Below are 24,689 nucleotides of genomic sequence, written 5' to 3'. Positions count from 1 at the left end.
CTTATTAACCTTTAAGCTGAGCCAGGGCGCGGTAATCCGCTCCCAGCGTGGCCTGTAAAACCTCTTTCGGATAATCGTCGGTCACCACTGCTTCGCCCATGTGGCGCAGCAGCACCAGGCGCAAACGACCGTCGATCACTTTCTTGTCAATTGCCATGTGCTCGAGAAAATCGGCTTCAGTCATCTCTTGCGGCGGGATGACCGGCAGGCCGGCCCGCTGGAACAGGCGAATACCGCGATCACGCTCCTGTTCGCTGATCCAGCCCAGGCGCGCGGACATCTCCAAAGCCATTACGGTGCCAGCAGCGACTGCTTCACCATGAAGCCAGACACCATAGCCCATATGGGTTTCGATCGCGTGGCCAAAGGTGTGGCCCAGGTTCAACGTGGCACGAACGCCCGTCTCTTTCTCGTCAGCACCCACCACCGCAGCCTTGGCCGCGCAGGAGCGTTCGATGGCATAAGTCAGGGCGGTCTGGTCCAGCGCTCGCAGGCGATCGACGTTATCTTCGAGCCAGGTCAGGAATGGCTCGTCGCAGATCAGCCCGTATTTGATGACTTCCGCCAGCCCGGCGGACAGTTCGCGGGGCGGCAGGGTGTTGAGGGTGGCGGTATCGATCAGCACCACGTTGGGCTGATAGAAGGCACCGACCATGTTCTTGCCCAGCGGGTGATTGATCCCGGTCTTGCCGCCCACCGAAGAGTCGACTTGCGACAACAACGTGGTCGGTATCTGGATGAAATCGACGCCTCGCTGGTAGCAGGCGGCCGCAAAACCGGCCATGTCACCGATTACACCGCCACCGAGGGCGATCACCGTGGTACGGCGATCGTGCCGTGCAGTCAGCAGGCCGTCGAAAATCAGTTGCAGGGTTTCCCAGGTCTTGAAGGCTTCGCCGTCGGGCAGCACCACGGAAATCACCGAGAACTGCGCGAGGCTGCGGGTCAGACGCTCCAGGTAGAGCGGCGCGACGGTCTCGTTGGAGATGATCGCTACTTGCCGCCCGCGGATATGCGGGGCCAGCAGCTCAGGCTGATCCAACAAACCTTCGCCAATATGAATCGGGTAGCTGCGCTCGCCTAGATCGACCTTGAGTGTCTGCATGTGTCCCCACAGTGAAGATGGAATCAGGCGTCCTGCCTTGAGTTTACGAATTCCATGGCGTCTGCTGGTGTGACGCCATTCGGTAGCCAGCCGCCACAACCTTGAGCGGCTGAGACAGGACGCCGAGGATAGCGCATTTCGCGCCGCGCATTAACGGGGCGGTAGCTGCTGCAAGCGTTCGAGGATATCGAGCACCACCATCCGCGGCGGCCGCTCATCGGTTTCAACCACCAGGTCGGCGATTTCCCGATACAGCGGATCACGGATCGCCAGCAAGTCCCGCAGGGTTTTCGCCGGGTCGGCGGTGCGCAGCAGTGGCCGATTGCGGTCGCGAGCTGTTCGGCCGACCTGCTGCTCGACCGACGCATGCAGATAGACCACCCGACCACCCGCGTGCAGCGCCCGGCGATTGGCTTCGCGCATCACTGCGCCGCCACCAGTCGCCAATACCACACCGTCGCACGCGCACAGCTCGGCGATCATCGCCTGCTCGCGGTCGCGAAAGCCCGGTTCGCCTTCCTTATCGAAAATCCACGGGATATTGGCGCCCGTACGCAATTCAATTTCCTTATCGGAATCTTTGAATGGCAGGCGCAGCTCTTTGGCCAGCAACCGGCCGATGGTGCTTTTTCCAGCCCCCATCGGTCCAACAAGAATCAAATTTCGCACAGAATCAATGACTCACAGCAATCGCCTGATTGTTCATGATACGCGGAGTGAGAAATACCAGCAGCTCGGATTTTTTCTCCGAAACCACGTCACGCCGGAAAAGGCGGCCAAGATACGGCACATCGCCGAGAAATGGCACCTTATCTACAACCTTGCTCTGAGTATTTGAGAAAACCCCACCAATGACGATGGTCTCGCCGTCGTTGACCAACACCTTGGCGTTGACCTCGTTTTTCTTGATTGGCGGTACATCCTGCACTTTGTTCAGGTAATCCGGTTCATCCTTGGTGACCTTGACCTCCATGATGATGCGGTTGTCCGGCGTGATCTGTGGGGTCACTTCCAGGGACAGCGAAGCTTCCTTGAACGACACCGAGGTGGCGCCGCTGGAGCTGGCTTCCTGATAGGGAATCTCAGTGCCCTTGAGGATTTTCGCGGTTTCCTTGTCGGACGTGACCACCTTGGGCTGCGAGACGATTTCCCCGTTGCCGGTTTTCTCCATGGCCGAAAGCTCAAGGTCCAGCAGCACATTGTCGGTAATGAAGGCGATGCCGATCCCCGAGGTATTGGCAGAGGTCCCCAAATCGACGAACGGCGAGTTGGTACTGGTGCTGCCTGGCGTCCCTATGGTGGTCGAAGAGCCGTTGACCCCGGAGGTGTTCCAGTTACCCTTCTGCACCGAACCGCCCCAGCGCACGCCAAGGCTTTTGTCGTAATCGACGTTGGCCTCGACGATACGCGCCTCGATCATCACCTGACGCACCGGAATATCCAGTTGCGCAACGATGCGACGCAGCTCGTCGAGTCGATCCTGGGTCTGGTAGGCAATGATGTTGTTGGTTCGCTCATCGACAGTGATTGAACCTCGCTCGTCGACTTTCGCCTCGGCGCTGGTCACCGACTGGAACAGCTTGGCGATATCGGCGGCTTTGGCGTAGTTGACCTGTAGCAGCTCGCGACGTAGAGGCGCCAGTTCGGAGATCTGCTTCTGCGATTCCAGTTCCTGACGCTCTCGGGCAGCGATTTCATCGGCCGGCGCCACCAGCAGCACGTTACCGATCTTGCGTTTATCCAGGCCTTTGGTTTTCAGCACCAGGTCCAGCGCCTGATCCCATGGCACATTCTGCAGGCGCAACGTGATGCCGCCCTGCACCGTGTCGCTGGCCACCAGATTGAGGTTGGTGAAATCGGCGATCAGTTGCAGCACCGAGCGCACATCAATGTCCTGAAAATTCAGCGAGAGTTTTTCGCCGGTGTAGGCAAAGCGTTCGGTGTTGCGCTTCTGCAAGTCATCGACTGTCATCGGCCGAATGCTGACGGTCAGCTTGTTGTCGGTCTGATAGGTCGAATAATCGAAGGCGCCACTGGGCTCGATACTGATGATGGCCCGATCGCCTGTGGCACTGGCATTGACGAACTGCACCGGCGTAGCGAAATCCTTGACGTCGAGGCGTACTCGCAACCGTTCAGGCAGTTGGGTCTTGGTGAAACCGACGATGATTTTGCCATCGCGTTCCTGGATGTCGGGGGCGATGGACGGATCCGACAGATCGATGACCACATTGCCCTCACCCTGGGTGCCGCGCTGGAAGTCCACGCCCCGGATGGCTTTGCCCACGGGTGCATTGACCCTGGCGGGCGCTGGCGTCGCAGTGGCTGCGCGCGGTGCGCTGGCGGCCGGTTTGGGCGCCTTGCTACCGGCCCCTTGCCCGACAACCACGAACAAATTGTTGCCTTCGACGCGAGCGTTGTATGGCGTCAATTGAGTCAGGCTGATGATCAGCCGCGTACGGTCCTTGGCCTCAACGACCGTGGCGCTGCGGGCATTGCCGCCGCCCAGATCCCGATTCTTGTTCGCCAGCTGACTGGTGACCCCAGGCAGGTCCAGCGCAATCCGCGCAGGCTGCTCTGTCGTGTAACCGTGGGGCTGCGGTGGCGGCCCATCGAACGACAACTTCAACTCGACACGGTCACCGGGCAGCGCGGCGACATCCAGCGCTTTGAGGTTGGCCGCCAGCACCATCGGCGACAGAAACGCTATCCATAGCGAAATACCGAAGGTTGAGAAAATCCTGTTCATTATTCGAGTTCCACTATGAGTGCTCTTTCAAAGGGATGGTCCGCGGCCGTTCCAGCCAGGCGCCTTCACCGTCAGGAACGATTTCGACCACGTCGACTTGCGAACCGCTGATGGCGACGATCCGCCCATCGTTACGCCCCAGGTAATCGCCGACTTTCAGCCGATGCACGCCGCCCGCCCCGCGCAACAGCGCAAAGGAGCCGGTTGCATTGGAGAGGGTGCCGACCATTTCAAACTGTTCGATGTTGAAACCTTCGAGGTACTGCTTGACCCGGTTGGGGTCGGGTTTGACGTTACGCGAGCCGTGCTTCTGACCGGCCAGATCGACTCTGACCTGTCGGGAGAACGGGCTACGCAGGTTGGCAGCGTTATAGGTGAATGTCGGGTAAGACCGGAATGTCGGCGTTGGTTCAATTTTGCCGGGGGCACGCAGGCGCACTTCGTTCAGGTAGGCGTCCAGGTCGCTGAAATCATTGTCGCCGCCACAACCGGCCAGGATGACCAGGCACATAACCATCGACAGGCAACGAATCGGGCTCATTTCTGCAACCCCTTGTCGTTGTAGCGATAGGTCTTGGCCAGGATGCTCATGCGCAACTTCGGACCGCCATCGGGATTGGCCGGCGCCAGGTCGAAGTCATGCAGGGTGACGATCCGTGGCAGCCCGGCCACGCCACTGACAAAAGTGGCCAGGTCGTGATAAGCGCCGGTGACGGTGATCTGGATAGGGAGCTCGATGTAGAACTGCTGGGTGACCTCCGGGAGCAGCTTGATTTCTTCGAAGTCCAGGCCGCTGCCCAGGCCGGTGCGGGTGATGTCCTCCAGCAGGCCGGGCACTTCGGTGTCGCTGGGCAATTGCCGCAAAAGCATGCCGAAGGAGTTTTCCATTTCCTTCATCTGCTGGGTATACAGCTCCAGATTCGCCGCCATATGGGCTTTGGTCGCGAATTGCTCCCTGAGCGTCGATTCTTCCTCTCGCCTGAGTTCCAGGTGGTTTTGCAGGTCACTGATCAAGAAGCTGTAGCCAAGGGTTAGCACCAGGATCATCAGCAGGACACTTGCCAGGACCTTGATCGCCGGTGGCCAGGAACCCATGTTGTTGGTGTCCAGATCGTTGATGTCGATCTGGCGTAAGCCTTCGAACCATTCGGATGGTTTCATTTAGCGCCCCCCACAATCGCGGGCTGGGTCTGACGGACGGTCAACTGAAAAACATTGGCCTGATCCAGCTGACCGGCGGTGGTCGCCTTGACTTCCGTGAGGTTGGGCGCATCGAACCAATCGGAGGCATCAAGATTGCGCATCAGATCCGAAACCCGGTTGTTGGATTCCGCCGCGCCGGTGATGGACACGGTTTTGCCGACCATTTTCACTTCGGTGAAATAAACACCGTCCGGCAAGGTACGCGCCAATTGATCGAAAATCCTCCCGCTGATCGGCCGGTTGCCTTGCAGGTCCTGAATAATGCGCATGCGTTCGACGAGTTGCTGTCGGCGGGCCTTCAGATCGCTGATCTGTTTGATCCGCTCGTCGACCACAGCAATCTGCTTGCCAATGTAATCGTTACGGGCGACTTGCCGATTAATGGCGCTGTTAATGACCTGGTCCGCAATCAGCAGCGCTGCCACCGACCCCACCAGCACACCGACCAATGCCAGTAAAAAGCGTTTGCGACGCCCTTCGCGCAACTCTTCACGCCAGGGTAAAAGATTGATCCGCGCCATCAGTCGAAACTCCTGAGGGCCAGCCCGCAAGCGATCATCAGTGCCGGGGCATCGCTCGCCAAGGCACCGGCGTTGACCTTGCTGCTCAGGGTCATGTTGGAGAATGGATTGGCGACCTGGGTCGGCGTACCCAGTCGCTGCTCGATCAATCGCTCCAGCCCGGGGACCGAGGCGGTGCCGCCGGCCAGAAGGATGTGATCGACCGAGTTGTACTGGCCAGAGGCAAAGAAAAACTGCAATGAACGCGACACCTGTTGCACCAACGCATCACGAAACGGCTGCAAGACCTCGCTGACGTAATCGTCCGGCAAACCGCCCTGCTTCTTCGCCAACCCCGCCTGTTCGACCGTCAAGCCATAACGACGCTGGATCTCTTCCGTCAGTTGACGCCCACCGAACAATTGTTCGCGGGTGTAGATGATCCGCCCGTTGTGCAACACGCTCAGGGTGGTCATGGTGGCCCCGATATCGACCACCGCCACGGTCAGACGCTCCTGAGAGGCGGCCAACTGGGTTGCCAGCAGGCCGAACGATCGCTCCAGGGCATAAGCTTCGACGTCGACCACGCGCGCGGTCAGCCCGGCCAGAGCCAGGGCCGCTTCACGGACCTCGACGTTTTCCTTGCGACACGCCGCCAGCAGCACATTGACCCGCTCGGGGTTGCGCGCCGACACGCCTTGCACTTCGAAATCGATCGCCACTTCGTCCAGTGGATAAGGGATGTACTGATCGGCCTCGATCTTCAGTTGGTTTTCCATCTCGTCGTCGGAAAGACCGGCGTCCATCTCGATGGTCTTGGTGATCACCGCCGAACCGGCCACCGCCACGGCAACGTTCCTGAGGCTGGTTTTGGCCTTGGATAGCACCCGCGCAAGCGCCTGCCCCACCCCTTCGAGCTCGGCGATATTTTTCTCGACCACGGCGCTGGCAGGCAGCGGCTCGACCGCATAGGCCTCGACCCGGTACCGGTCGCCTTGACGACTTAGCTCCAGTAGCTTCACCGACGTAGAGCTGATGTCGATCCCCAGAAGCGTATTGGCTTTTTTATTGAAGAGTCCTAGCACTACCAATTCCCTATGACTATCCGTGAGTTACGGACTCTGTAATATCCATTGCGTTCAATACCCTCCGTCTTGACAGAAGCGCAAATGACGCTCCCGACGGAAAAATGCTTATAATGCTGAGCGTTTTTTCCGCTTTCACTGCAAGCGCGGGTCATTCTCTGTATAGCCTGAACCCCTGATGCCTAATTCATTTTTTACCCTGGATATCCAAAAGCCTTGATTCGTCTGCTGAAATTTTTCGGTTGGTCCATCGTCGCCGTTTTCTGCGGACTGCTCCTGGGTCTGAGCGGCGCTTTTCTTTACCTTAGCCCCGGATTGCCATCCGTGGAGGCGCTGAGAAGTATTCAGTTGCAGATTCCTTTGCGGGTGTACAGCAGCGACAACAAGTTGATCGCAGAATTTGGCGAAATGCGCCGCACGCCAATCCGTTTCGCCGACATTCCCCCCAATTTCATTAATGCGTTACTAAGTGCTGAAGACGACAATTTCGCCAACCACTACGGCGTCGATCCCAGCAGCCTGATGCGTGCCGCCACCCAGCTGGTAAAGAGCGGACATATTCAGTCCGGCGGCAGCACCATCACCATGCAGGTAGCGAAGAACTTCTTCCTGACCAGCGAACGCAGCTTCTCGCGCAAAACCACCGAAATCCTCCTGGCCCTGCAGATCGAACGACAGTTGACCAAGGACGAGATCCTCGAGCTGTACGTCAACAAGATCTATCTGGGCAACCGCGCCTACGGCATCGAAGCAGCGGCGCAGGTTTATTACGGCAAGTCGATTCGTGACGTGAGCCTGGCGCAGATGGCGATGATCGCCGGCCTGCCAAAAGCCCCGTCGCGCTTCAACCCGCTGGCCAACCCGACCCGCAGCAAAGAGCGTCGCGACTGGATCCTGGGGCGCATGTATAAGCTCGGCAAAATTACCGAAGCCGACTACACCACTGCCATCAATGAGCCGCTGAACGCCAGCTATCATGTGCCGACTCCGGAAGTGAACGCGCCATACGTCGCCGAAATGGCCCGTGCCGAAATGGTCGGCCGCTATGGCAGCGATGCGTATACCGAAGGTTTCCGTGTCACCACCACGGTGCCGAGCAATTTGCAGGAGATGGCCAACACCGCGGTTCATGAAGGCTTGATGACCTACGACCAACGGCACGGTTATCGCGGCCCCGAGTCACGCCTGCCGGGTAAAACCCGAGAGGCCTGGACTCAGGAGTTGACCAAACAGCGAATCATCAGCGGCCTGGAACCGGCGATCGTGACCCAGGTCGACAAGAACGGCGTGCAGGTGTTGACCCGCACGGGTACCGGCGAAGAGCACGTCGCCTGGGAAACCATGAAGTGGGCTCGTCCGTTCCTCAACACCAACAGCATGGGGGCCAATCCGAAGCAGCCGTCGGATGTCGCACAGGTCGGTGATCTGATTCGCGTGCAGCGTCAGCCAGATGGTTCGCTCAAATTCAGCCAGATTCCGCAGGCTCAAGGCGCGCTGGTTTCCCTCGACCCGCAGAACGGTGCCATTCGTTCGCTGGTCGGCGGTTTCGCCTTCGAGCAGAGCAACTACAACCGCGCCATGCAGGCCAAACGTCAGCCGGGTTCGAGCTTCAAACCGTTCGTCTACAGCGCAGCCCTGGACAACGGCTATACCGCCGCCAGCCTGGTGAACGACGCACCGATCGTGTTCGTCGACGAGTACCTGGACAAAGTCTGGCGTCCGAAGAACGACACCAACACCTTCCTCGGTCCGATCCGCATGCGTGAAGCGCTCTACAAGTCGCGCAACCTGGTATCGATCCGCCTGCTGCAAGCGCTGGGTGTCGACCGCACCATCGACTACATCAGCAAGTTCGGCTTCAACAAGCAGGACCTGCCGCGCAACCTGTCCCTGGCCCTGGGTACCGCGACCCTGACACCAATGGAAATCGCCACCGGCTGGGCCACCTTCGCCAATGGCGGCTACAAGATCACCCCGTACATCATCGACAAGATCGAAAGCCGCAACGGCGACACGCTATTCGTTGCCAACCCGCCGAGCGTTCCGAAAGGCGTCGTAGCCAGCGATGGCATCGCCATGCCGGCCTCCGACACCTTCACGGTCAACGCTACCCCAGGCGAAGCACCGAGCGCCCAGCCAATGCCACAAACGCCGGCCGTGGCCGAGCGCATCATCGATGGGCGCACTACTTACATCCTCAACAGCATGCTTGAGGATGTGATCAAACTCGGCACCGGCCGCCGTGCGCTGGCGTTGGGTCGCAGCGACATCGCGGGCAAGACCGGTACCACCAACGAATCCAAGGACGCCTGGTTCTCCGGCTACAACGCCGATTACGTGACCACCGTCTGGACCGGCTTCGACCAACCGGAAAGCCTGGGCAAACGCGAGTTCGGCGGCACCGTTGCCTTGCCGATCTGGATGAACTACATGGCCGCGGCCCTCAAAGACAAACCGCCCCACACCCAAGCGGAACCCGAAGGCATTCTCAGCCTGCGCGTCGACCCGATCAGCGGCCGCGCGGCCACCCCAAGTACGCCAGGTGCCTACTTCGAACTGTTCAAGGCCGAAGACACACCACCGTCGGTGAATGAGCTGAGCAACGGCAATGTGCCGGGCAGTCCGCTGCCAGCCGATGAGGCAGCGCCGATCGATTTGTTCTGATCGGATAGCGCAACGCAAAAGCCCCGCCTTCGGAAGAAGAGCGGGGTTTTTTGTTGCGTTCCAGTAATAAATGCATTTACCGGTAGGCCGCCTTCGCGAGCAAGCCCGCTCCCACATTGGAATGCGTTCCCCTGTAGGAGCGGGCTTGCTCGCGAAGAGGCCATCACAACCGCTGCAAAACTCTCAGGCAAAAAAAAGCCCCGACTCGCGAGAGCCGGGGCTTTTGGTTGATGCGCTACAACGGTTTAGCCGTTGAACACGTCATCCACGCTTTTCAGCGGGTAGTTCTTCGGATACGGCAGGGTCGCCACACCGGTCTCGATGGCGGCTTTGGCCACGGCATCGGAGATCAGGGTGATCAGACGGGCATCCATTGGTTTCGGAATGATGTACTCACGACCGAATTCCAGTTTGATGCCGCCGTAGGCGTCGCACACTTCCTGAGGTACTGGCAGCTTGGCCAGTTCACGCAGGGCATTGGCGGCAGCCACTTTCATTTCTTCGTTGATGCGCTTGGCGCGAACGTCCAGGGCACCACGGAAGATGAACGGGAAGCCCAGTACGTTGTTGACCTGGTTCGGGTAGTCCGAACGGCCGGTGGCCATGATCACGTCGTTACGGGTGGCGTGAGCCAGTTCCGGGGAGATTTCCGGATCCGGGTTCGAGCACGCGAACACGATCGGGTTGGCCGCCATGGATTTCAGGCCTTCAGCACTCAGCAGGTTCGGGCCGGACAGACCAACGAACACGTCAGCACCTTCCAGCGCGTCAGCCAGGGTGCGCTTTTCGGTCGCGTGAGCGAACACAGCCTTGTACTGGTTCAGGTCGTCACGGCCGGAGTGGATCACGCCGGTACGGTCAACCATGTAGATGTTTTCGATGTTGGCGCCCATGCTCACCAGCAGTTTCATGCAGGAGATGGCGGCAGCACCGGCGCCCAGGCAGACGATCTTGGCGTCAGCCAGGGTTTTGCCAGCGATTTCCAGGGCGTTGATCATGCCGGCCGCAGTAACGATTGCGGTGCCGTGCTGGTCATCGTGGAATACCGGAATGTCGCACTGCTCGATCAGAGCGCGTTCGATCTCAAAGCACTCAGGTGCCTTGATGTCTTCCAGGTTGATGCCACCGAAGGTAATGGAGATACGCTTGACGGTGTCGATGAAGGCTTGCGGGCTTTCGGAGTCGACTTCGATGTCAAACACGTCGATGCCGGCGAAGCGCTTGAACAGCACGCCTTTACCTTCCATAACTGGCTTGGAAGCCAATGGGCCAAGGTTACCCAGGCCGAGAATCGCGGTGCCATCGGAAATGACTGCAACCAGGTTGCCCTTGCCGGTGTATTTGTAGGCCAGTTCAGGATCGCGGGCGATTTCGCGTACTGGTTCGGCTACGCCGGGGCTGTAGGCCAGCGACAGATCGCGGGCGGTAGCGGTGGCCTTGGTGAGCTCGACACTCAGCTTCCCTGGACGGGGATGGGCGTGATATTCGAGAGCGGCAGTTTTCAGATCAGACATAGGGGCATTCCGCTTTTTACTGTTGGACAGACGGACCGCCGAGGATACTCGCCTCGCAAAGTCCTCACAAGACTGACCAGTCACCCCTGTCAAGCGCCCGGCCCTACGACTTTGGGCCAAGAGCCACGGAACACAAGGGATAGACTGTTCACAATCGACAGAAAAAATGTCTACAACTTTCTCTTACGGCGCCGCCTGCAACATCGCCGGATCGGTCAGCGGCAGAAGCCAGCGCGCCTGCCCCGGTTGCAACCCACCGCGGCGCGAACGATCCACCACCCAGCCACGAGCCTCGATTTGCTTGCCTTTGAGCTTTTCAAGCGATGCGACATCGAATTGCTCCAGCAGATTGGGTGCAACCCGCAATACAACCGAATCCTGCAACTCGATCCAAACCCCGCCGCGATTGCGCTGAACCTTGCTCACACGACCACTGAGCATGGCGAAGCCGGACGCGCTGATCTGCTCCGCCTTCAATACAGGTGATTGTCGCCACAGCCCGAGACCGGCCCGACGAGCACTGCGTTCGGCCGCTTGCTGGCAGGCAACCAAATCGACGTTCGGTGCCACCGCCACCTGAAAACCGAGGCCCTCGGCGAGCATCTGCGCTTCGAGGTTGGCCCCATCGACACTGTAGACATGAGCCAGGGTGCGGCCGTAATGGTCCCTGCTTTCTTTACCCGGCAACAAACCGACTCGCCCATCGCTGGCAGCCACCAGCGCTTCAAGGCGTTTGCGCGCGGCCACGGCAAACGGTTCGTCGGAGCGACCCTGTTTGCCCAGCTCCGGCGTATTCAAACCGATCATGCGCACACTGCGGCCATCGCTCAGACGCAAGGTGTCGCCATCCACCACCCGTTGCACCGCGACCGGCGTCAGCCCGCTCGGCGCCGGGCAGAAGGCCTGGGCACCGGAAAGCCAAATCGCAGACACAAAAAAGGCGCCCGCGAGGGACGCCTTTTTCATCAGCAAGGAAAAGCCCACGGGGCTTTCGACCTTACTCTGCAGCAGCAGGAGCTTTCTTGCCGAAAGCGCCGAAACGGTCTGCGAAGCGCTGTACACGACCGCCAGTATCCAGAGTCTTCTGCTTACCGGTGTAGAACGGGTGGCACTCGTTGCATACGTCGATCGCCAGAGGCTTGGCCAGGTTCGAACGAGTTTCGAACTTGTTGCCACAGCTGCAGGTAACTGCGGTGATTTCGTATGTTGGATGGATATCGGCTTTCATGATGTATTCCTCAGGCTAGCGTGCCGCCACTCAACACCATTGTTGAATACCGCACGTAATTAGGCCGCGGATTCTACCAGACAATGCCATTCACGCAAGCTGTCGCTTAAACCAGTCGTCTGCTAGGCTCCCGACCTCAAGAGCAATCCCTGTGGGAGCGGGCTCGCTCGCGAAGAGTCCGTAACATTCAACATCTCAGGTGGCTGTTGCACCGCTTTCGCGAGCAAGCCCGCTCCCACAGGTCGCGCCCTGCTTTCTTTTTTGCCCGCTTATCGAGATCCCCCCGCGTGCCCAACGCCATTCTGCGCCTCGCCCTGCCTTCTCCCCTGCGTCGCCTGTTCGACTACCGCGCGCCGGCCGGAGTCCTGCGCGCCCAGCTACACCCGGGCATGCGCTTGCGGGTGCCGTTCGGTCGGCGGGAGATGATCGGGATTCTGGTGGAGGTCACCGACACCAGCGAAGTACCGGCAGAAAAACTCAAGCCGGCCCTGGCGCTGCTCGACGCCACGCCGCCGCTGCCGCCCGCGCTGTTCAAGCTGTGCCTGTGGACCTCTCAGTATTACCAGCACAGCCTCGGCGACACGTTGAGTTGGGCGCTGCCAGTATTGTTGCGTCAGGGTGAACTGGCCGAGGCTCGTCAGGAACGCTTTTGGTCCGCCGCACCCGGCGCCAGCCTCGATGATCCGCGCATCGCCCGCGCCCCCCGCCAGCGTGAAGCTCTGGCGACCCTGGCTCAGCATCCCCACGGCGTCGCTCATCAGCTGCTGAGCAAACTGATGCTGAGCAAGGACAGCCTCGATCTGTTGCTGGCCAAGGATCTGGTGCAAGTCGAAATCCGCAAGCACGCCCCCGGCGCCCGCCACGAACACTGGCTGGCACAACCGGAATTGCCGCTCAACCCCGAGCAGCGCGCCGCTTATGAAGCGATTCGCGCCGGGTTCGACAGCTATCACGCGTTCCTGCTGGCCGGCGTTACCGGCAGCGGCAAGACCGAAGTCTATTTGCAGCTGATCCGCGAAACCCTCGAGGCCGGCAAGCAAGCCCTGGTGCTGATCCCGGAGATCAACCTCGGCCCGCAAACCCTGGCGCGCTTCGAGCAGCGCTTCAATGCGCGCATCGCGCTAATCCACTCCGCAGTCAATGACCGCGAACGCCTGGAAGCCTGGTTGGCGGCACGGGATGGCGAGGCCGACATTATTATCGGTACCCGTTCGGCACTGTTCACGCCGATGAAAAACCCTGGCCTGATCATCATCGATGAAGAGCACGACGGCTCCTATAAACAGCAGGAAGGCCTGCGCTACCACGCCCGCGACCTGGCACTGGTCCGCGCCCGGCAGGAAAACATCCCGATTGTCCTCGGATCCGCCACACCTTCGCTGGAAAGCCTGCAAAACGCCTACACCGGTCGTTACGGCCTCCTACGCCTGAATGAGCGGGCCGGTGGCGCCAAGCAACCGCGTTTCCTGCGCCTGGACGTGAAAAGTCGTCCGCTGGACAGCGGCATTTCCGGGCCGATGCAGCAAGCCATCGGTCAGACCCTGGCCGCCGGCCAGCAGGTGCTGGTGTTCCTCAACCGCCGAGGGTTCGCCCCGACGCTGCTCTGCCACGACTGCGGCTGGATGTCTGAATGCCAGCGCTGCGACGCGCGAATGACCGTGCACCAGCGCTCCGGCGAACTGCGTTGCCACCATTGTGGCTACGTCGAACGAGTGCCCCGGCATTGCCCGAAGTGCGGCAAGGTCGATTTGCGGCCTGTGGGCGCCGGTACCGAGCGCGCCGAAGAACGCCTGGGGATTCTGTTTCCGGACGTCCCGGTGCTGCGGGTCGACCGCGACAGCACTTCACGCAAAGACGCGATGAATCAACTGTTCGCCACCATTCAAAAAGGCCAGCCGTGCATTCTGGTCGGCACACAGATGCTTGCCAAAGGGCACCACTTTCCACGGGTGACCCTGGTGTCGATTCTGGATGCCGACGGCGGACTGTTCTCCGGCGATTTCCGCGCCAGCGAACGCATGGCGCAGTTGATCGTCCAGGTTGCCGGGCGCGCGGGGCGGGCCGAAGAGCCGGGAAAAGTGATTATCCAGACGCACCTGGCGGACCATCCGCTGCTGGTGCAACTGACCGAACAGGGCTATTTCGCCTTTGCCGAACAGGCGTTGAGCGAACGCCGCTCCGCCGGTCTGCCGCCGTTTGCACATCTCGCGTTGCTGCGGGCCGAAGCGCATAAACCGGGGCAGGCCGAAGGCTTCCTCGATGAAGCGTGCAGCGAGGCCGAGCGTTTGCTGGCCGAGCAGAATCTGACCGGTATCGAGTTGCTGGGGCCAGTGCCGGCGCCAATGGAGCGCCGAGCCGGAAGATATCGTGCACAGTTGTTGCTGCAAGCCACGGCCCGGGCGCCGCTGCATCGATTGCTGAGCAGTTGGTTGCTGGTTTTGGAGCAGATGCCGAGTGGGCGGGCGGTGCGCTGGTCTTTGGATGTCGATCCGGTCGATTTGTATTGATTGGAAGATGGCCTTCGCGGGCAAGCCTCGCTCCTACAGGGCAGTGCGCCGATCAAAAGATTGTAGGAGCGAGGCTTGCCCGCGAAGGCGGCCGATTTGTCACCACATATCCATAACCTGCCCGCTATAGTTGGCAAGCCCGTCTTCGCAACGGATAATGCCCAGTTTTTCCACCAGCGCATCGAAGCGCCGCCGCGCTAGCGGTCGAAAGAGAAGACCATGAAAGACACCATTCGCCAGCTGATCCAACAAGCCATCACCCAACTCGTCAACGAAGGTGTGTTGCCTGAAGGCCTGTCGCCGGCGATCCAGGTGGAAAACTCTCGCGACAAGAAAAACGGCGACTTCGCCAGCAACATCGCCATGATGCTGGCCAAGCCTGCGGGCATGAAGCCCCGTGACCTGGCCGAGAAAATCATCGCCGCGCTGCCGGCTGACGAGAACGTCTCCAAAGCCGAAATCGCCGGCCCTGGCTTCCTGAACTTCTTCCAGAACACTCAAGCCCTGGCGAGCCGCCTGGACGCGGCGCTGGCCGACGACCACATCGGCGTACGCAAGGCCGGTCCGGTGCAGCGCACCGTGGTCGACCTGTCGGCCCCGAACCTGGCCAAAGAAATGCACGTCGGCCACTTGCGTTCGACCATCATCGGCGACGGCGTGGCCCGGGTTCTGGAATTCCTCGGCGACGAAGTGATCCGCCAGAACCACGTTGGCGACTGGGGCACCCAGTTCGGCATGCTGATGGCTTACCTGCAGGAAAACCCGATCACCAGCGATGAGCTGTCGGACCTGGAAAACTTCTACCGCGCCGCCAAGCAACGCTTCGATGAATCCGCAGAGTTCGCCGATCGCGCCCGCGGCCTGGTGGTCAAGCTGCAAGCCGGCGACCCGGACTGCCTGGCGCTGTGGACCAAGTTCAAAGACATCTCGCTGTCGCACTGCCAGAAAATCTACGAATTGCTGAACGTCAAACTGACCATGGCCGACGTAATGGGCGAAAGCGCCTACAACGACGACCTGATCAACGTGGTCAACGACCTCAAGGCCGCTGGCCTGCTGGTCGAGAGCAATGGCGCTCAATGCGTGTTCCTCGACGAATTCAAGAACGCCGACGGCGACCCGCTGCCGGTGATCATCGTCAAGGCTGACGGCGGCTACCTCTACGCCACCACCGACCTGGCCGCCGTGCGCTACCGTAGCGGCAAGCTCAAGGCCGATCGCGCGCTGTACTTCGTCGACCAGCGCCAGGCCCTGCACTTCCAGCAAGTGTTCCAGGTCGCGCGCCTGGCCGGCTTCGTGACGCACCCGATGGAAATGGAACACATGGGCTTCGGCACCATGAACGGCGCCGACGGCCGTCCGTTCAAGACCCGCGATGGCGGCACCGTGAAGCTGATCGACCTGCTGACCGAAGCCCAGGAACGCGCCTACACCCTGGTGAAAGAGAAGAACCCGGAGCTTGCCGAAGACGAGTTGCGCAACATCGCCAAGGTCGTGGGCATTGGCGCCGTGAAATACGCCGACCTGTCCAAGCACCGCACCAGCGATTACAGCTTCAACTTCGACCTGATGCTGAACTTCGAAGGCAACACCGCGCCATACCTGCTGTACGCCTACACCCGGGTGGCCGGCGTGTTCCGCAAACTCGGCAAGGACTTCAGCGAAGTCGAAGGTAAAATCAGTCTCGAAGCAACCCACGAACATGAGCTGGCCGCGAAACTGGCGCAGTTCGGCGAAATACTGAACAACGTGTCCGACAAAGGCACGCCGCACATCCTCTGCACCTACCTGTACGATGTCGCCGGCCTGTTCTCCAGCTTCTACGAGAACTGCCCGATCCTCGGCGCCGACACCCCGGCGCAAATGCAGAGCCGCCTGCGCCTCGCCGCGCTGACCGGCCGCACTCTCAAGCAAGGCCTGGAACTCTTGGGTCTGGAAACTCTGGAGCGTATGTAAGTTGGCTGCCAAGAAAAAACCTGCACCCAAGCGTGGCGCCAGCCGTTACCAAGCTCCTGCAAAGCAACCGATCCCGGGCTGGCTGTGGATGGCCATCGGCCTGACGGTCGGTGCGTTCATTGTGTTCCTGATGAAGCTGGAACCGGGCAAGGGCAGCGATACCGTCAAGCGCGAGAAGATCGAGCAGCAGAAAGCCACCAAGATCGCCGAGGCCAACAAGACTCCGCCGAGCCCGACGCAACCGGTGAAGCCGAAGTACGACTTCTACACTTTGCTGCCGGAATCGGAAGTCATCGTACCCCCGGACGCGGTGCCGGAGAAAACCCTGCCGACGCCACAAGTACCGGCCATTCCGACCACGCCGGTGACGCCAGAGCAAGCGGCGAAGATCGACACGGCCCGGGCTCAAGCGGCATTGGCCGGCATCACCCCGCCGCCAGCGCCGCCCGTGGCGAAAGCTGCGCCGGTGACCAAGTTCTTCTTGCAGGCCGGTTCGTTCCGCAAGGAAGCCGATGCCGACAAGGTGCGTGCGCAGATCATTCTGCTGGGTCAGGCCGTGGCGGTTGAATCCGGCACGGTGAAGGACGAGACCTGGTATCGGGTGCTGGTTGGCCCGTTCAGTAACCGCGAACAGCTGACAACCGCTCAGAAGCAACTGGCCGGCAGCGGCTTCAGCAACCTGTTGTTACAACAACGCCAAAGCCGCTGATCTCCGCGGGGACACCGTGTCATCGTTCTTCGCGGGCAAGCCTCGCTCCTACAGAATCACGTAAATCTCTGTAGGAGCGAGGCTTGCCCGCGAAGGCGCCCGAACAGACAACACCCCCATCCCCGCCCTACACCGCTCGTCCCCTCTCCCTTCCTACAGTTGAAAAACGCTCCACCACCCCCATATGAGTTGGCATAAGGCATTTTCGCCCCGCTGCGTGGAGACTCTCCCTTGACCACCATCGTTTCAGTTCGCCGCCACGGCAAAGTCGTCATGGGCGGCGACGGCCAGGTTTCGCTCGGCAATACCGTGATGAAAGGCAACGCGAAGAAAGTTCGCCGCCTTTACCACGGCCAGGTTATCGCCGGTTTTGCCGGAGCCACCGCTGACGCCTTCACCCTCTTCGAGCGTTTCGAAGGCCAGCTTGAGAAACATCAGGGCCACCTGGTTCGCGCTGCCGTCGAACTCGCCAAAGAATGGCGCACCGACCGCTCCCTGAGCCGCCTCGAAGCGATGCTCGCGGTCGCCAACAAAGATGCCTCCCTGATCATCACCGGCAACGGTGACGTGGTTGAGCCCGAAGAAGGCCTGATCGCCATGGGTTCCGGTGGCGGTTACGCCCAGGCTGCCGCGAGTGCCCTGTTGAAGAAAACCGATTTGTCGGCGCGGGAAATCGTCGAAACAGCGCTCGGCATCGCCGGCGACATCTGCGTATTCACCAACCACACCTTCACCATCGAGGAGCAGGATCTCGCTGAGTAAGCCTGTGCAGGCCATTGCGCCACGGCTCACTTCTGCTTGAGGACCGCCAATTATTATGCCCATGACCCCCCGTGAAATCGTCCACGAACTCAATCGCCATATCATCGGCCAGGACGATGCCAAACGCGCCGTCGCAATCGCCTTGCGTAACCGTTGGCGCCGGATGCAGCTGCCCGAAGAGCTGCGCGTCGAAGTCACTCCCAAGAATATCCTGATGATCGGCCCGACCGGTGTCGGTAAAACCGAGATTGCCCGTCGCCTGGCCAAGCTCGCCAACGCGCCGTTCATCAAAGTCGAAGCGACCAAGTTCACCGAAGTGGGCTACGTTGGCCGTGACGTCGAATCGATCATTCGTGATCTGGCCGACGCTGCGATCAAGCTGTTGCGCGAACAGGAAATGACCAAGGTTCGCCACCGCGCCGAAGACGCCGCCGAAGAACGCATCCTCGACGCCCTGCTGCCACCGGCACGCATGGGCTTCAGCAACGAGGACTCCGCACCGTCCCAGGATTCCAACACCCGTCAGCTGTTCCGCAAACGCCTGCGTGAAGGTCAGCTGGATGACAAGGAGATCGAAATCGAAGTGGCCGAAGTGTCCGGCGTCGATATCTCCGCGCCACCGGGCATGGAAGAAATGACCAACCAGTTGCAGAGCCTGTTCGCCAACATGGGCAAGGGCAAGCGCAAAAACCGCAAGCTCAAGGTCAAGGAAGCGCTGAAACTGGTACGCGACGAAGAAGCCGGTCGCCTCGTCAACGAAGAAGAATTGAAGGCCAAGGCCCTGGAAGCCGTCGAGCAGCACGGCATCGTGTTCATCGACGAAATCGACAAGGTCGCCAAGCGCGGTAATTCCGGGGGCGTCGACGTGTCCCGTGAGGGCGTACAGCGCGACTTGCTGCCGCTGATTGAAGGCTGCACCGTCAACACCAAACTGGGCATGGTCAAGACTGACCACATCCTGTTCATCGCTTCCGGCGCGTTCCACCTGAGCAAGCCGAGCGATCTGGTGCCGGAGCTGCAAGGTCGCCTGCCAATTCGGGTCGAACTCAAGGCCCTGAGCCCGGAAGATTTCGAGCGCATCCTCAGCGAACCGCATGCATCGCTCACCGAGCAATATTGTGCACTGCTGAAAACCGAAGGCCTGCTCATCGAATTCCTCCCGGACGGCATCAAGCGTCTCGCCGAGATCGCCTGGCAGGTCAACGAGAAAACCGAAAACATCGGCGCCCGTCGCCTGCATACCCTGCTCGAGCGCCTGCTCGAAGAGGTGTCGTTCAGCGCCGGTGATCTGGCCAGCACCCACGAGGACAAGCCGATCCTGATCGATGCCGATTACGTCAACAGCCACTTGGGCGAATTGGCGCAGAACGAAGACCTGTCCCGTTATATCCTGTAAGCCATACTTACAGCGGTAGCGGACCCTGTGGGAGCGGGCTTGCTCGCGAAGAGGCCGTAACATTCAACATCTGTGTTGACTGTTACACCGCTTTCGCGAGCAAGCCCGCTCCCACATTTGAACTGTGGTGTTTTGCAGATCAGGTTCCACCAGGTCTCCCACACAGACGGACTGCCAGCCATGACCCAACTCCCCACCGACATCAAACTCCACAAAGCCTCGAAAACCCTGTCGCTCAAATACGCGTCCGGCGAGGAATATCACCTGCCCGCCGAGTTTCTTCGCGTGCACTCTCCTTCCGCCGAAGTCCAGGGCCACGGCAAACCTATCCTGCAATTTGGCAAGATCGGCGTCGGCCTGAGCAAGGTCGAACCGGCCGGTCAGTACGCACTGAAATTGACCTTCGACGACGGCCACGACAGCGGCCTGTTCACTTGGGAGTATCTGTACCAGCTGGCAGTGCGCCAAGAAGATCTTTGGAACGATTATCTTGCGGAACTCAAAGCGGCTGGAAAGACCCGTGATCCGAATGAGTCGGTCGTCAAGCTGATGCTCTAATACAGGCCTCTGGCTGTTTAGAGGGCATTTTCTAATTCCATCTGTTTGAATGCTCCGCTGCGGTGTCAACGATTGGCCCGCTTGCGAAAAAAATTAAACTCGGGTAACCAATGGAGCTGGCAAGTTCCGTGCATTTGTAGCTATTCGCAATTAACGGTCACCCGAGCAGTAGTACCTGGCGTTTGCTGTGTGACTACACAGCTGAGCTCAGGTACTCGTCTCAGGACAATGGAGCGTCGTAGATGAGTAACAAGCTTAACGATGACTTGAAATTTCAGGCTTCGGAAAATACCTTGGGGCTGAATCCTGTTGTTGGACTACGTAGAAAGGATCTCTTGGGCTCTGCCCGCATGGTGCTGAGCCAGGCCATCAGGCAACCCATCCACAGTGCCAGGCATGTCGCTCATTTCGGCATCGAACTGAAGAACGTACTGTTTGGAAAATCCGAGCTTCAACCGCAAAGTGATGACCGTCGCTTCCTTGACCCGGCGTGGAGTCAGAACCCGCTCTACAAACGTTATTTGCAAACTTATCTGGCGTGGCGCAAGGAGCTTCACGCGTGGATCGATGACAGCAATCTTTCGCCCAAGGACGTCGCTCGCGGGCATTTCGTGATTAACCTCATGACCGAAGCCATGGCCCCGACCAACACGGCGGCCAACCCGGCGGCGGTCAAACGCTTCTTCGAAACCGGTGGCAAGAGCCTGCTCGACGGTCTCTCCCACCTGGCCAAGGATCTGGTGCACAACGGCGGTATGCCGAGCCAGGTCAACATGGGCGCGTTCGAAGTCGGCAAGAGCCTGGGCGTGACCGAAGGCGCAGTGGTGTTTCGCAACGATGTGCTGGAGTTGATCCAGTACCGACCGATCACCGAGCAGGTGCATGAACGCCCGCTGCTGGTGGTGCCGCCACAGATCAACAAGTTTTATGTTTTCGACCTGAGCCCGGACAAGAGTCTGGCGCGCTTCTGCCTGCGCAACAATGTGCAGACGTTCATCGTCAGCTGGCGTAACCCGACCAAGGAGCAGCGCGAGTGGGGTCTGTCGACCTACATCGAAGCGCTCAAGGAAGCGGTCGACGTGGTCACCGCAATCACCGGCAGCAAAGACGTGAACATGCTTGGCGCCTGCTCCGGCGGCATCACCTGTACCGCCCTGCTGGGTCACTACGCAGCGATCGGCGAGAAGAAGGTCAACGCCCTCACCCTGTTGGTCAGCGTGCTGGACACCACCCTGGACAGCGATGTGGCCCTGTTCGTCGACGAGCAGACCCTCGAAGCCGCCAAGCGCCATTCCTACCAGGCCGGCGTGCTGGAAGGTCGCGACATGGCGAAAGTTTTCGCCTGGATGCGCCCCAACGACCTGATCTGGAACTACTGGGTCAACAACTATCTGCTGGGTAATGAGCCGCCGGTTTTCGACATCCTGTTCTGGAACAACGACACCACCCGGTTGCCGGCAGCGTTCCATGGCGACCTGATCGAGATGTTCAAAAACAACCCACTGATCCGCCCCGATGCACTGGAAGTGTGCGGCACAGCGATCGACCTCAAGCAGGTGACCGCCGACATCTTTTCCCTGGCCGGCACCAACGATCACATCACTCCGTGGAAGTCCTGCTACAAATCCGCGCAGCTGTTCGGTGGCAAGGTCGAGTTCGTGCTGTCCAGCAGCGGGCATATCCAGAGCATTCTGAACCCTCCGGGCAATCCGAAAGCGCGCTATATGACCAGCACCGACATGCCGGTCAAGGCCGAAGAATGGATGGAAAACTCCACCAAGCACACCGACTCCTGGTGGTTGCATTGGCAGGCGTGGCAGGCCGAGCGTTCGGGCAAGCTGAAAAAATCCCCCGCCAACCTTGGCAACAAGGCCTATCCAGCGGGTGAGGCTTCGCCGGGTACCTACGTGCATGAACGTTGAGCTTCAAATAACTCGCAGTCCGCGGCACTGGGAGGTGCCGCGATCTCTATCGATTACTCTCGAGGCCAGCCTCGAACATTCTGCGACGGCCCGGGACGGCTCGATCAGCGTTTAAAACCTACAGGGCTTCGTGCATGCCGCAACCGTTCGTCTTTCGTACCGTCAACCTGGATGGCCAGACCCTCCGCACTGCGGTACGCCCCGGCAAGCCTCACTTGACGCCCTTGCTGATTTTCAACGGCATCGGCGCCAACCTGGAGCTGATATTCCCGTTCGTCCAGGCTCTGGATCCGGACCTGGAAGTCATTGCCTTCGACGTGCCCGGTGTCGGCGGCTCATCGACTCCCAATCGACCCTATCGCTTCTCGGGCCTGGCAAAACTCACGGCGCGAATGCTCGACTATCTCGATTACGGGCAAGTCAACGTGATTGGCGTTTCGTGGGGCGGCGCTCTGGCGCAGCAGTTCGCCCATGACTATCCCGAGCGCTGCAAGAAGCTGGTGCTGGCGGCCACGGCGGCGGGCACCGTGATGGTTCCGGGCAAGCCTAAAGTGCTGATGATGATGGCCAGCCCGCGACGCTATATCCAGCCCTCCCATGTGATCCGCATTGCACCGATGATCTACGGCGGCTCGTTCCGTCGCGATCCGACCCTGGCAGCCAGTCACGCCGCCAGGGTTCGTTCGGCAGGCAAGCTCGGTTACTACTGGCAACTGTTCGCCGGCCTCGGCTGGACCAGCATTCACTGGCTGCACAAAATCCATCAACCGACCCTGGTACTGGCCGGCGACGACGACCCACTGATCCCGCTGATCAACATGCGCATGCTGGCTTGGCGAATTCCCAACGCCCAACTGCACATCATCGACGACGGCCATCTGTTCTTGATTACCCGCGCCGAAGCGGTGGCACCGATCATCATGAAGTTTCTCGAGGAAGAACGTCAGCGCGCAGTAATGCATCCGCATCCGGCGCCATCGGGCGGTTAACCGACCCCGGCTTTCATTTATGAAAAGGAGTCGGCAGGAGGCCGTGCCGCGCAACAACCCGCAACAACGTCTATGGTGTTTTGTTCGGGTGTGTTTGTTTTTGGCCTGATGACGAAGGAGTGTTAACTCATGCGCGACAAACCAGCGAAGGGCTCTTTGCCCACTCCCGCTGCATTCATCAATGCTCAGAGTGCGGTTACCGGTCTGCGCGGCCGGGACCTGCTTTCGACCTTGCGCAGCCTGGCCACCCACGGCCTGCGCAACCCGGTGTATACGGCCCGGCATGCCTTGAAGCTGGGCGGCCAGTTGGGCCGCGTGTTGTTGGGTGAAACCCTGCATCCGACCAACCCGCAAGACAGTCGCTTTGCCGACCCGACGTGGAGCCTCAATCCCTTTTATCGCCGCAGCCTGCAGGCCTATCTGAGCTGGCAGAAAGAAGTCAAAAGCTGGATCGACGAAAGCAACATGAGCCCGGACGATCGTGCCCGCGCCCACTTTGCCTTTGCCTTGATCAATGACGCCGTGGCGCCGTCCAACACCCTGCTCAATCCGCTGGCGATCAAAGAGTTTTTCAACTCCGGCGGCAATAGTCTGGTGCGGGGTATCGGCCATCTGGTCGACGATGTCCTGCACAACAACGGCCTGCCAAGACAAGTCACCAAACAAGCATTCGAGGTGGGCAAAACGGTCGCCACCACTACCGGCTCGGTGGTGTTTCGCAATGAGCTGCTGGAGCTGATCCAGTACAAGCCGATGAGCGAAAAGCAGTATTCCAAGCCATTGCTGATCGTGCCGCCACAGATCAACAAGTACTACATCTTCGATTTGAGCCCCAACAACAGCTTCGTTCAGTTCGCCCTTAAAAACGGTTTGCAGACCTTCGTTATCAGCTGGCGCAATCCCGATGTGCGTCATCGCGAATGGGGATTGTCGTCTTACGTCGAAGCCACTGAAGAAGCGATGAATGTGTGCCGGGCAATCACCGGAGCGCGCGAGGTCAACTTGATGGGGGCCTGTGCCGGTGGGCTGACCATTGCCGCATTGCAAGGGCATTTGCAGGCCAAGCGACAGCTACGACGAGTATCCAGCGCGACCTACCTGGTCAGCATGCTCGACAGTCAGATAGACAGCCCGGCTACCCTCTTCGCCGACGAACAAACGCTGGAAGCGGCCAAGCGCCGCTCGTATCAGAAGGGCGTTCTGGAAGGTAGTGACATGGCCAGGGTGTTTGCCTGGATGCGTCCCAACGACTTGATCTGGAATTACTTCGTCAATAACTACCTGATGGGCAAGGAGCCGCCGGCGTTCGACATCCTCTACTGGAACAATGACAACACGCGTCTGCCAGCAGCGTTTCATGGCGACCTGCTGGATTTCTTCAAGCACAACCCGCTGAGTCATCCGGGCGGGCTGGAAGTGTGCGGCACACCGATCGACCTGCAGAAAGTCACCGTCGACAGCTTCAGCGTGGCAGGCATGAATGATCACATCACCCCGTGGGATGCGGTGTATCGCTCGACTTTACTGCTGGGGGGCGAGCGGCGCTTCGTGCTGTCCAACAGCGGTCATGTACAGAGCATTCTCAACCCGCCGAACAATCCGAAAGCCAACTACGTCGAGAATCCGAAACTGAGCAGCGACCCGCGGGCCTGGTATTACGACGCCAAGCGCGTCGACGGTAGTTGGTGGACGCAATGGCTGGACTGGATTCAGGAACGCTCCGGTGCACAACACGAAACCCGGATGACCCTCGGCAACCAGAACTATCCACCGATGGAGGCGGCACCCGGTACTTACGTGCGCGTGCGCTGATGTTTAACGAACCACGGCCACCAATGGCCG

General features: G+C 59.8%; 20 protein-coding genes. 10 read left to right on the top strand and 10 right to left on the bottom strand.

From position 1 onward, the window contains the following. Positions 1 to 4: 4 nt before the first annotated feature. The 7 genes from aroB to ACIPLA_RS09935 all read right to left on the bottom strand — a co-directional run bounded on the left by aroB (position 5) and on the right by ACIPLA_RS09935 (position 6,642). On the bottom strand, positions 5 to 1,105 hold the full coding sequence (aroB, locus tag ACIPLA_RS09965; RefSeq protein ID WP_192346755.1) for a 3-dehydroquinate synthase: 1,101 nt from the start codon (positions 1,103 to 1,105) through the stop codon (positions 5 to 7). A 150-nt stretch (positions 1,106 to 1,255) separates the two neighbouring features. Beyond that, a complete protein-coding gene (aroK, locus tag ACIPLA_RS09960; protein WP_032830073.1) occupies positions 1,256 to 1,774 on the bottom strand; it encodes a shikimate kinase AroK in 519 nt (172 codons plus the stop codon). Positions 1,775 to 1,778: 4 nt separating this feature from the next. Beyond that, positions 1,779 to 3,854 (bottom strand): type IV pilus secretin PilQ, encoded by a 2,076-nt coding sequence (gene pilQ, locus ACIPLA_RS09955; RefSeq protein ID WP_401173033.1) that lies wholly within the window; start codon positions 3,852 to 3,854, stop codon positions 1,779 to 1,781. A 13-nt stretch (positions 3,855 to 3,867) separates the two neighbouring features. Beyond that, the gene (locus ACIPLA_RS09950; protein WP_123499940.1) at positions 3,868 to 4,395 is read right to left on the bottom strand and encodes a pilus assembly protein PilP; all 528 of its coding nucleotides are present in this window, start codon (positions 4,393 to 4,395) and stop codon (positions 3,868 to 3,870) included. Further along, entirely contained in the window at positions 4,392 to 5,015 is a 624-nt protein-coding gene (pilO, locus tag ACIPLA_RS09945) for a type 4a pilus biogenesis protein PilO (RefSeq protein WP_218397038.1), read from the bottom strand. Before pilO ends, ACIPLA_RS09950 begins: the two co-directional genes overlap by 4 nt. Beyond that, positions 5,012 to 5,578 carry a PilN domain-containing protein gene (locus tag ACIPLA_RS09940; protein ID WP_218397036.1) on the bottom strand — a complete coding sequence of 189 codons (567 nt, stop codon included), beginning with the start codon at positions 5,576 to 5,578 and terminating at the stop codon, positions 5,012 to 5,014. The genes pilO and ACIPLA_RS09940 overlap by 4 nt, the downstream gene beginning before the upstream one ends. Next, entirely contained in the window at positions 5,578 to 6,642 is a 1,065-nt protein-coding gene (locus ACIPLA_RS09935) for a pilus assembly protein PilM (protein ID WP_123499947.1), read from the bottom strand. Before ACIPLA_RS09935 ends, ACIPLA_RS09940 begins: the two co-directional genes overlap by 1 nt. A 219-nt stretch (positions 6,643 to 6,861) precedes the next feature. Between ACIPLA_RS09935 and ACIPLA_RS09930 the strand changes: the two genes are divergently transcribed. Then, positions 6,862 to 9,306 carry a penicillin-binding protein 1A gene (locus ACIPLA_RS09930; protein ID WP_371317138.1) on the top strand — a complete coding sequence of 815 codons (2,445 nt, stop codon included), beginning with the start codon at positions 6,862 to 6,864 and terminating at the stop codon, positions 9,304 to 9,306. Positions 9,307 to 9,551: 245 nt separating this feature from the next. Here the strand turns inward: ACIPLA_RS09930 and ACIPLA_RS09925 are convergent, their stop codons facing one another. From ACIPLA_RS09925 to rpmE, 3 genes are all read right to left on the bottom strand, one after another. After that, positions 9,552 to 10,820, bottom strand: coding sequence for a malic enzyme-like NAD(P)-binding protein (locus ACIPLA_RS09925; protein ID WP_007899225.1), 1,269 nt, complete (start codon positions 10,818 to 10,820; stop codon positions 9,552 to 9,554). Positions 10,821 to 11,003: 183 nt separating this feature from the next. Next, positions 11,004 to 11,792 carry a thermonuclease family protein gene (locus tag ACIPLA_RS09920; protein ID WP_401173071.1) on the bottom strand — a complete coding sequence of 263 codons (789 nt, stop codon included), beginning with the start codon at positions 11,790 to 11,792 and terminating at the stop codon, positions 11,004 to 11,006. Between the two features lie 25 nt (positions 11,793 to 11,817). Beyond that, positions 11,818 to 12,048, bottom strand: a complete 231-nt coding sequence (gene rpmE, locus ACIPLA_RS09915) for a 50S ribosomal protein L31 (RefSeq protein ID WP_007899231.1) — start codon at positions 12,046 to 12,048, stop codon at positions 11,818 to 11,820. 287 nt (positions 12,049 to 12,335) lie between these two features. Here rpmE and ACIPLA_RS09910 point away from each other — a divergent pair, with 287 nt between their 5' ends. The 9 genes from ACIPLA_RS09910 to phaC (ACIPLA_RS09870) all read left to right on the top strand — a co-directional run bounded on the left by ACIPLA_RS09910 (position 12,336) and on the right by phaC (ACIPLA_RS09870) (position 24,659). Beyond that, positions 12,336 to 14,555 carry a primosomal protein N' gene (locus tag ACIPLA_RS09910; RefSeq protein ID WP_401173032.1) on the top strand — a complete coding sequence of 740 codons (2,220 nt, stop codon included), beginning with the start codon at positions 12,336 to 12,338 and terminating at the stop codon, positions 14,553 to 14,555. Between the two features lie 219 nt (positions 14,556 to 14,774). Beyond that, positions 14,775 to 16,511: an arginine--tRNA ligase gene (gene argS / locus ACIPLA_RS09905; RefSeq protein ID WP_401173031.1), complete on the top strand. Its 1,737-nt coding sequence runs from the start codon at positions 14,775 to 14,777 to the stop codon at positions 16,509 to 16,511. A gap of 1 nt (position 16,512) precedes the next feature. Continuing rightward, positions 16,513 to 17,220, top strand: coding sequence for an SPOR domain-containing protein (locus ACIPLA_RS09900; protein WP_008009226.1), 708 nt, complete (start codon positions 16,513 to 16,515; stop codon positions 17,218 to 17,220). A gap of 231 nt (positions 17,221 to 17,451) precedes the next feature. Beyond that, a complete protein-coding gene (hslV, locus tag ACIPLA_RS09895; RefSeq protein ID WP_007899242.1) occupies positions 17,452 to 17,982 on the top strand; it encodes an ATP-dependent protease subunit HslV in 531 nt (176 codons plus the stop codon). Positions 17,983 to 18,037: 55 nt separating this feature from the next. Continuing rightward, on the top strand, positions 18,038 to 19,378 hold the full coding sequence (gene hslU / locus ACIPLA_RS09890; RefSeq protein ID WP_123499960.1) for an ATP-dependent protease ATPase subunit HslU: 1,341 nt from the start codon (positions 18,038 to 18,040) through the stop codon (positions 19,376 to 19,378). A gap of 180 nt (positions 19,379 to 19,558) precedes the next feature. Beyond that, on the top strand, positions 19,559 to 19,936 hold the full coding sequence (locus ACIPLA_RS09885) for a gamma-butyrobetaine hydroxylase-like domain-containing protein (protein WP_008009230.1): 378 nt from the start codon (positions 19,559 to 19,561) through the stop codon (positions 19,934 to 19,936). A 242-nt stretch (positions 19,937 to 20,178) separates the two neighbouring features. Continuing rightward, positions 20,179 to 21,858 carry a class II poly(R)-hydroxyalkanoic acid synthase gene (phaC, locus tag ACIPLA_RS09880; RefSeq protein ID WP_218397027.1) on the top strand — a complete coding sequence of 560 codons (1,680 nt, stop codon included), beginning with the start codon at positions 20,179 to 20,181 and terminating at the stop codon, positions 21,856 to 21,858. A 134-nt stretch (positions 21,859 to 21,992) separates the two neighbouring features. Continuing rightward, positions 21,993 to 22,847, top strand: a complete 855-nt coding sequence (gene phaZ / locus ACIPLA_RS09875) for a poly(3-hydroxyalkanoate) depolymerase (protein ID WP_008067658.1) — start codon at positions 21,993 to 21,995, stop codon at positions 22,845 to 22,847. Between the two features lie 129 nt (positions 22,848 to 22,976). Beyond that, positions 22,977 to 24,659, top strand: a complete 1,683-nt coding sequence (gene phaC, locus ACIPLA_RS09870; RefSeq protein WP_123499964.1) for a class II poly(R)-hydroxyalkanoic acid synthase — start codon at positions 22,977 to 22,979, stop codon at positions 24,657 to 24,659. Positions 24,660 to 24,689 lie beyond the last annotated feature (30 nt).

Source organism: Pseudomonas sp. NPDC086112 (assembly GCF_044746425.1).
In the GTDB taxonomy this organism is placed as follows: domain Bacteria; phylum Pseudomonadota; class Gammaproteobacteria; order Pseudomonadales; family Pseudomonadaceae; genus Aquipseudomonas.
Note: the sequence above shows the minus strand (reverse complement) of the source record. Positions and strands in the feature narration are given on the sequence as shown.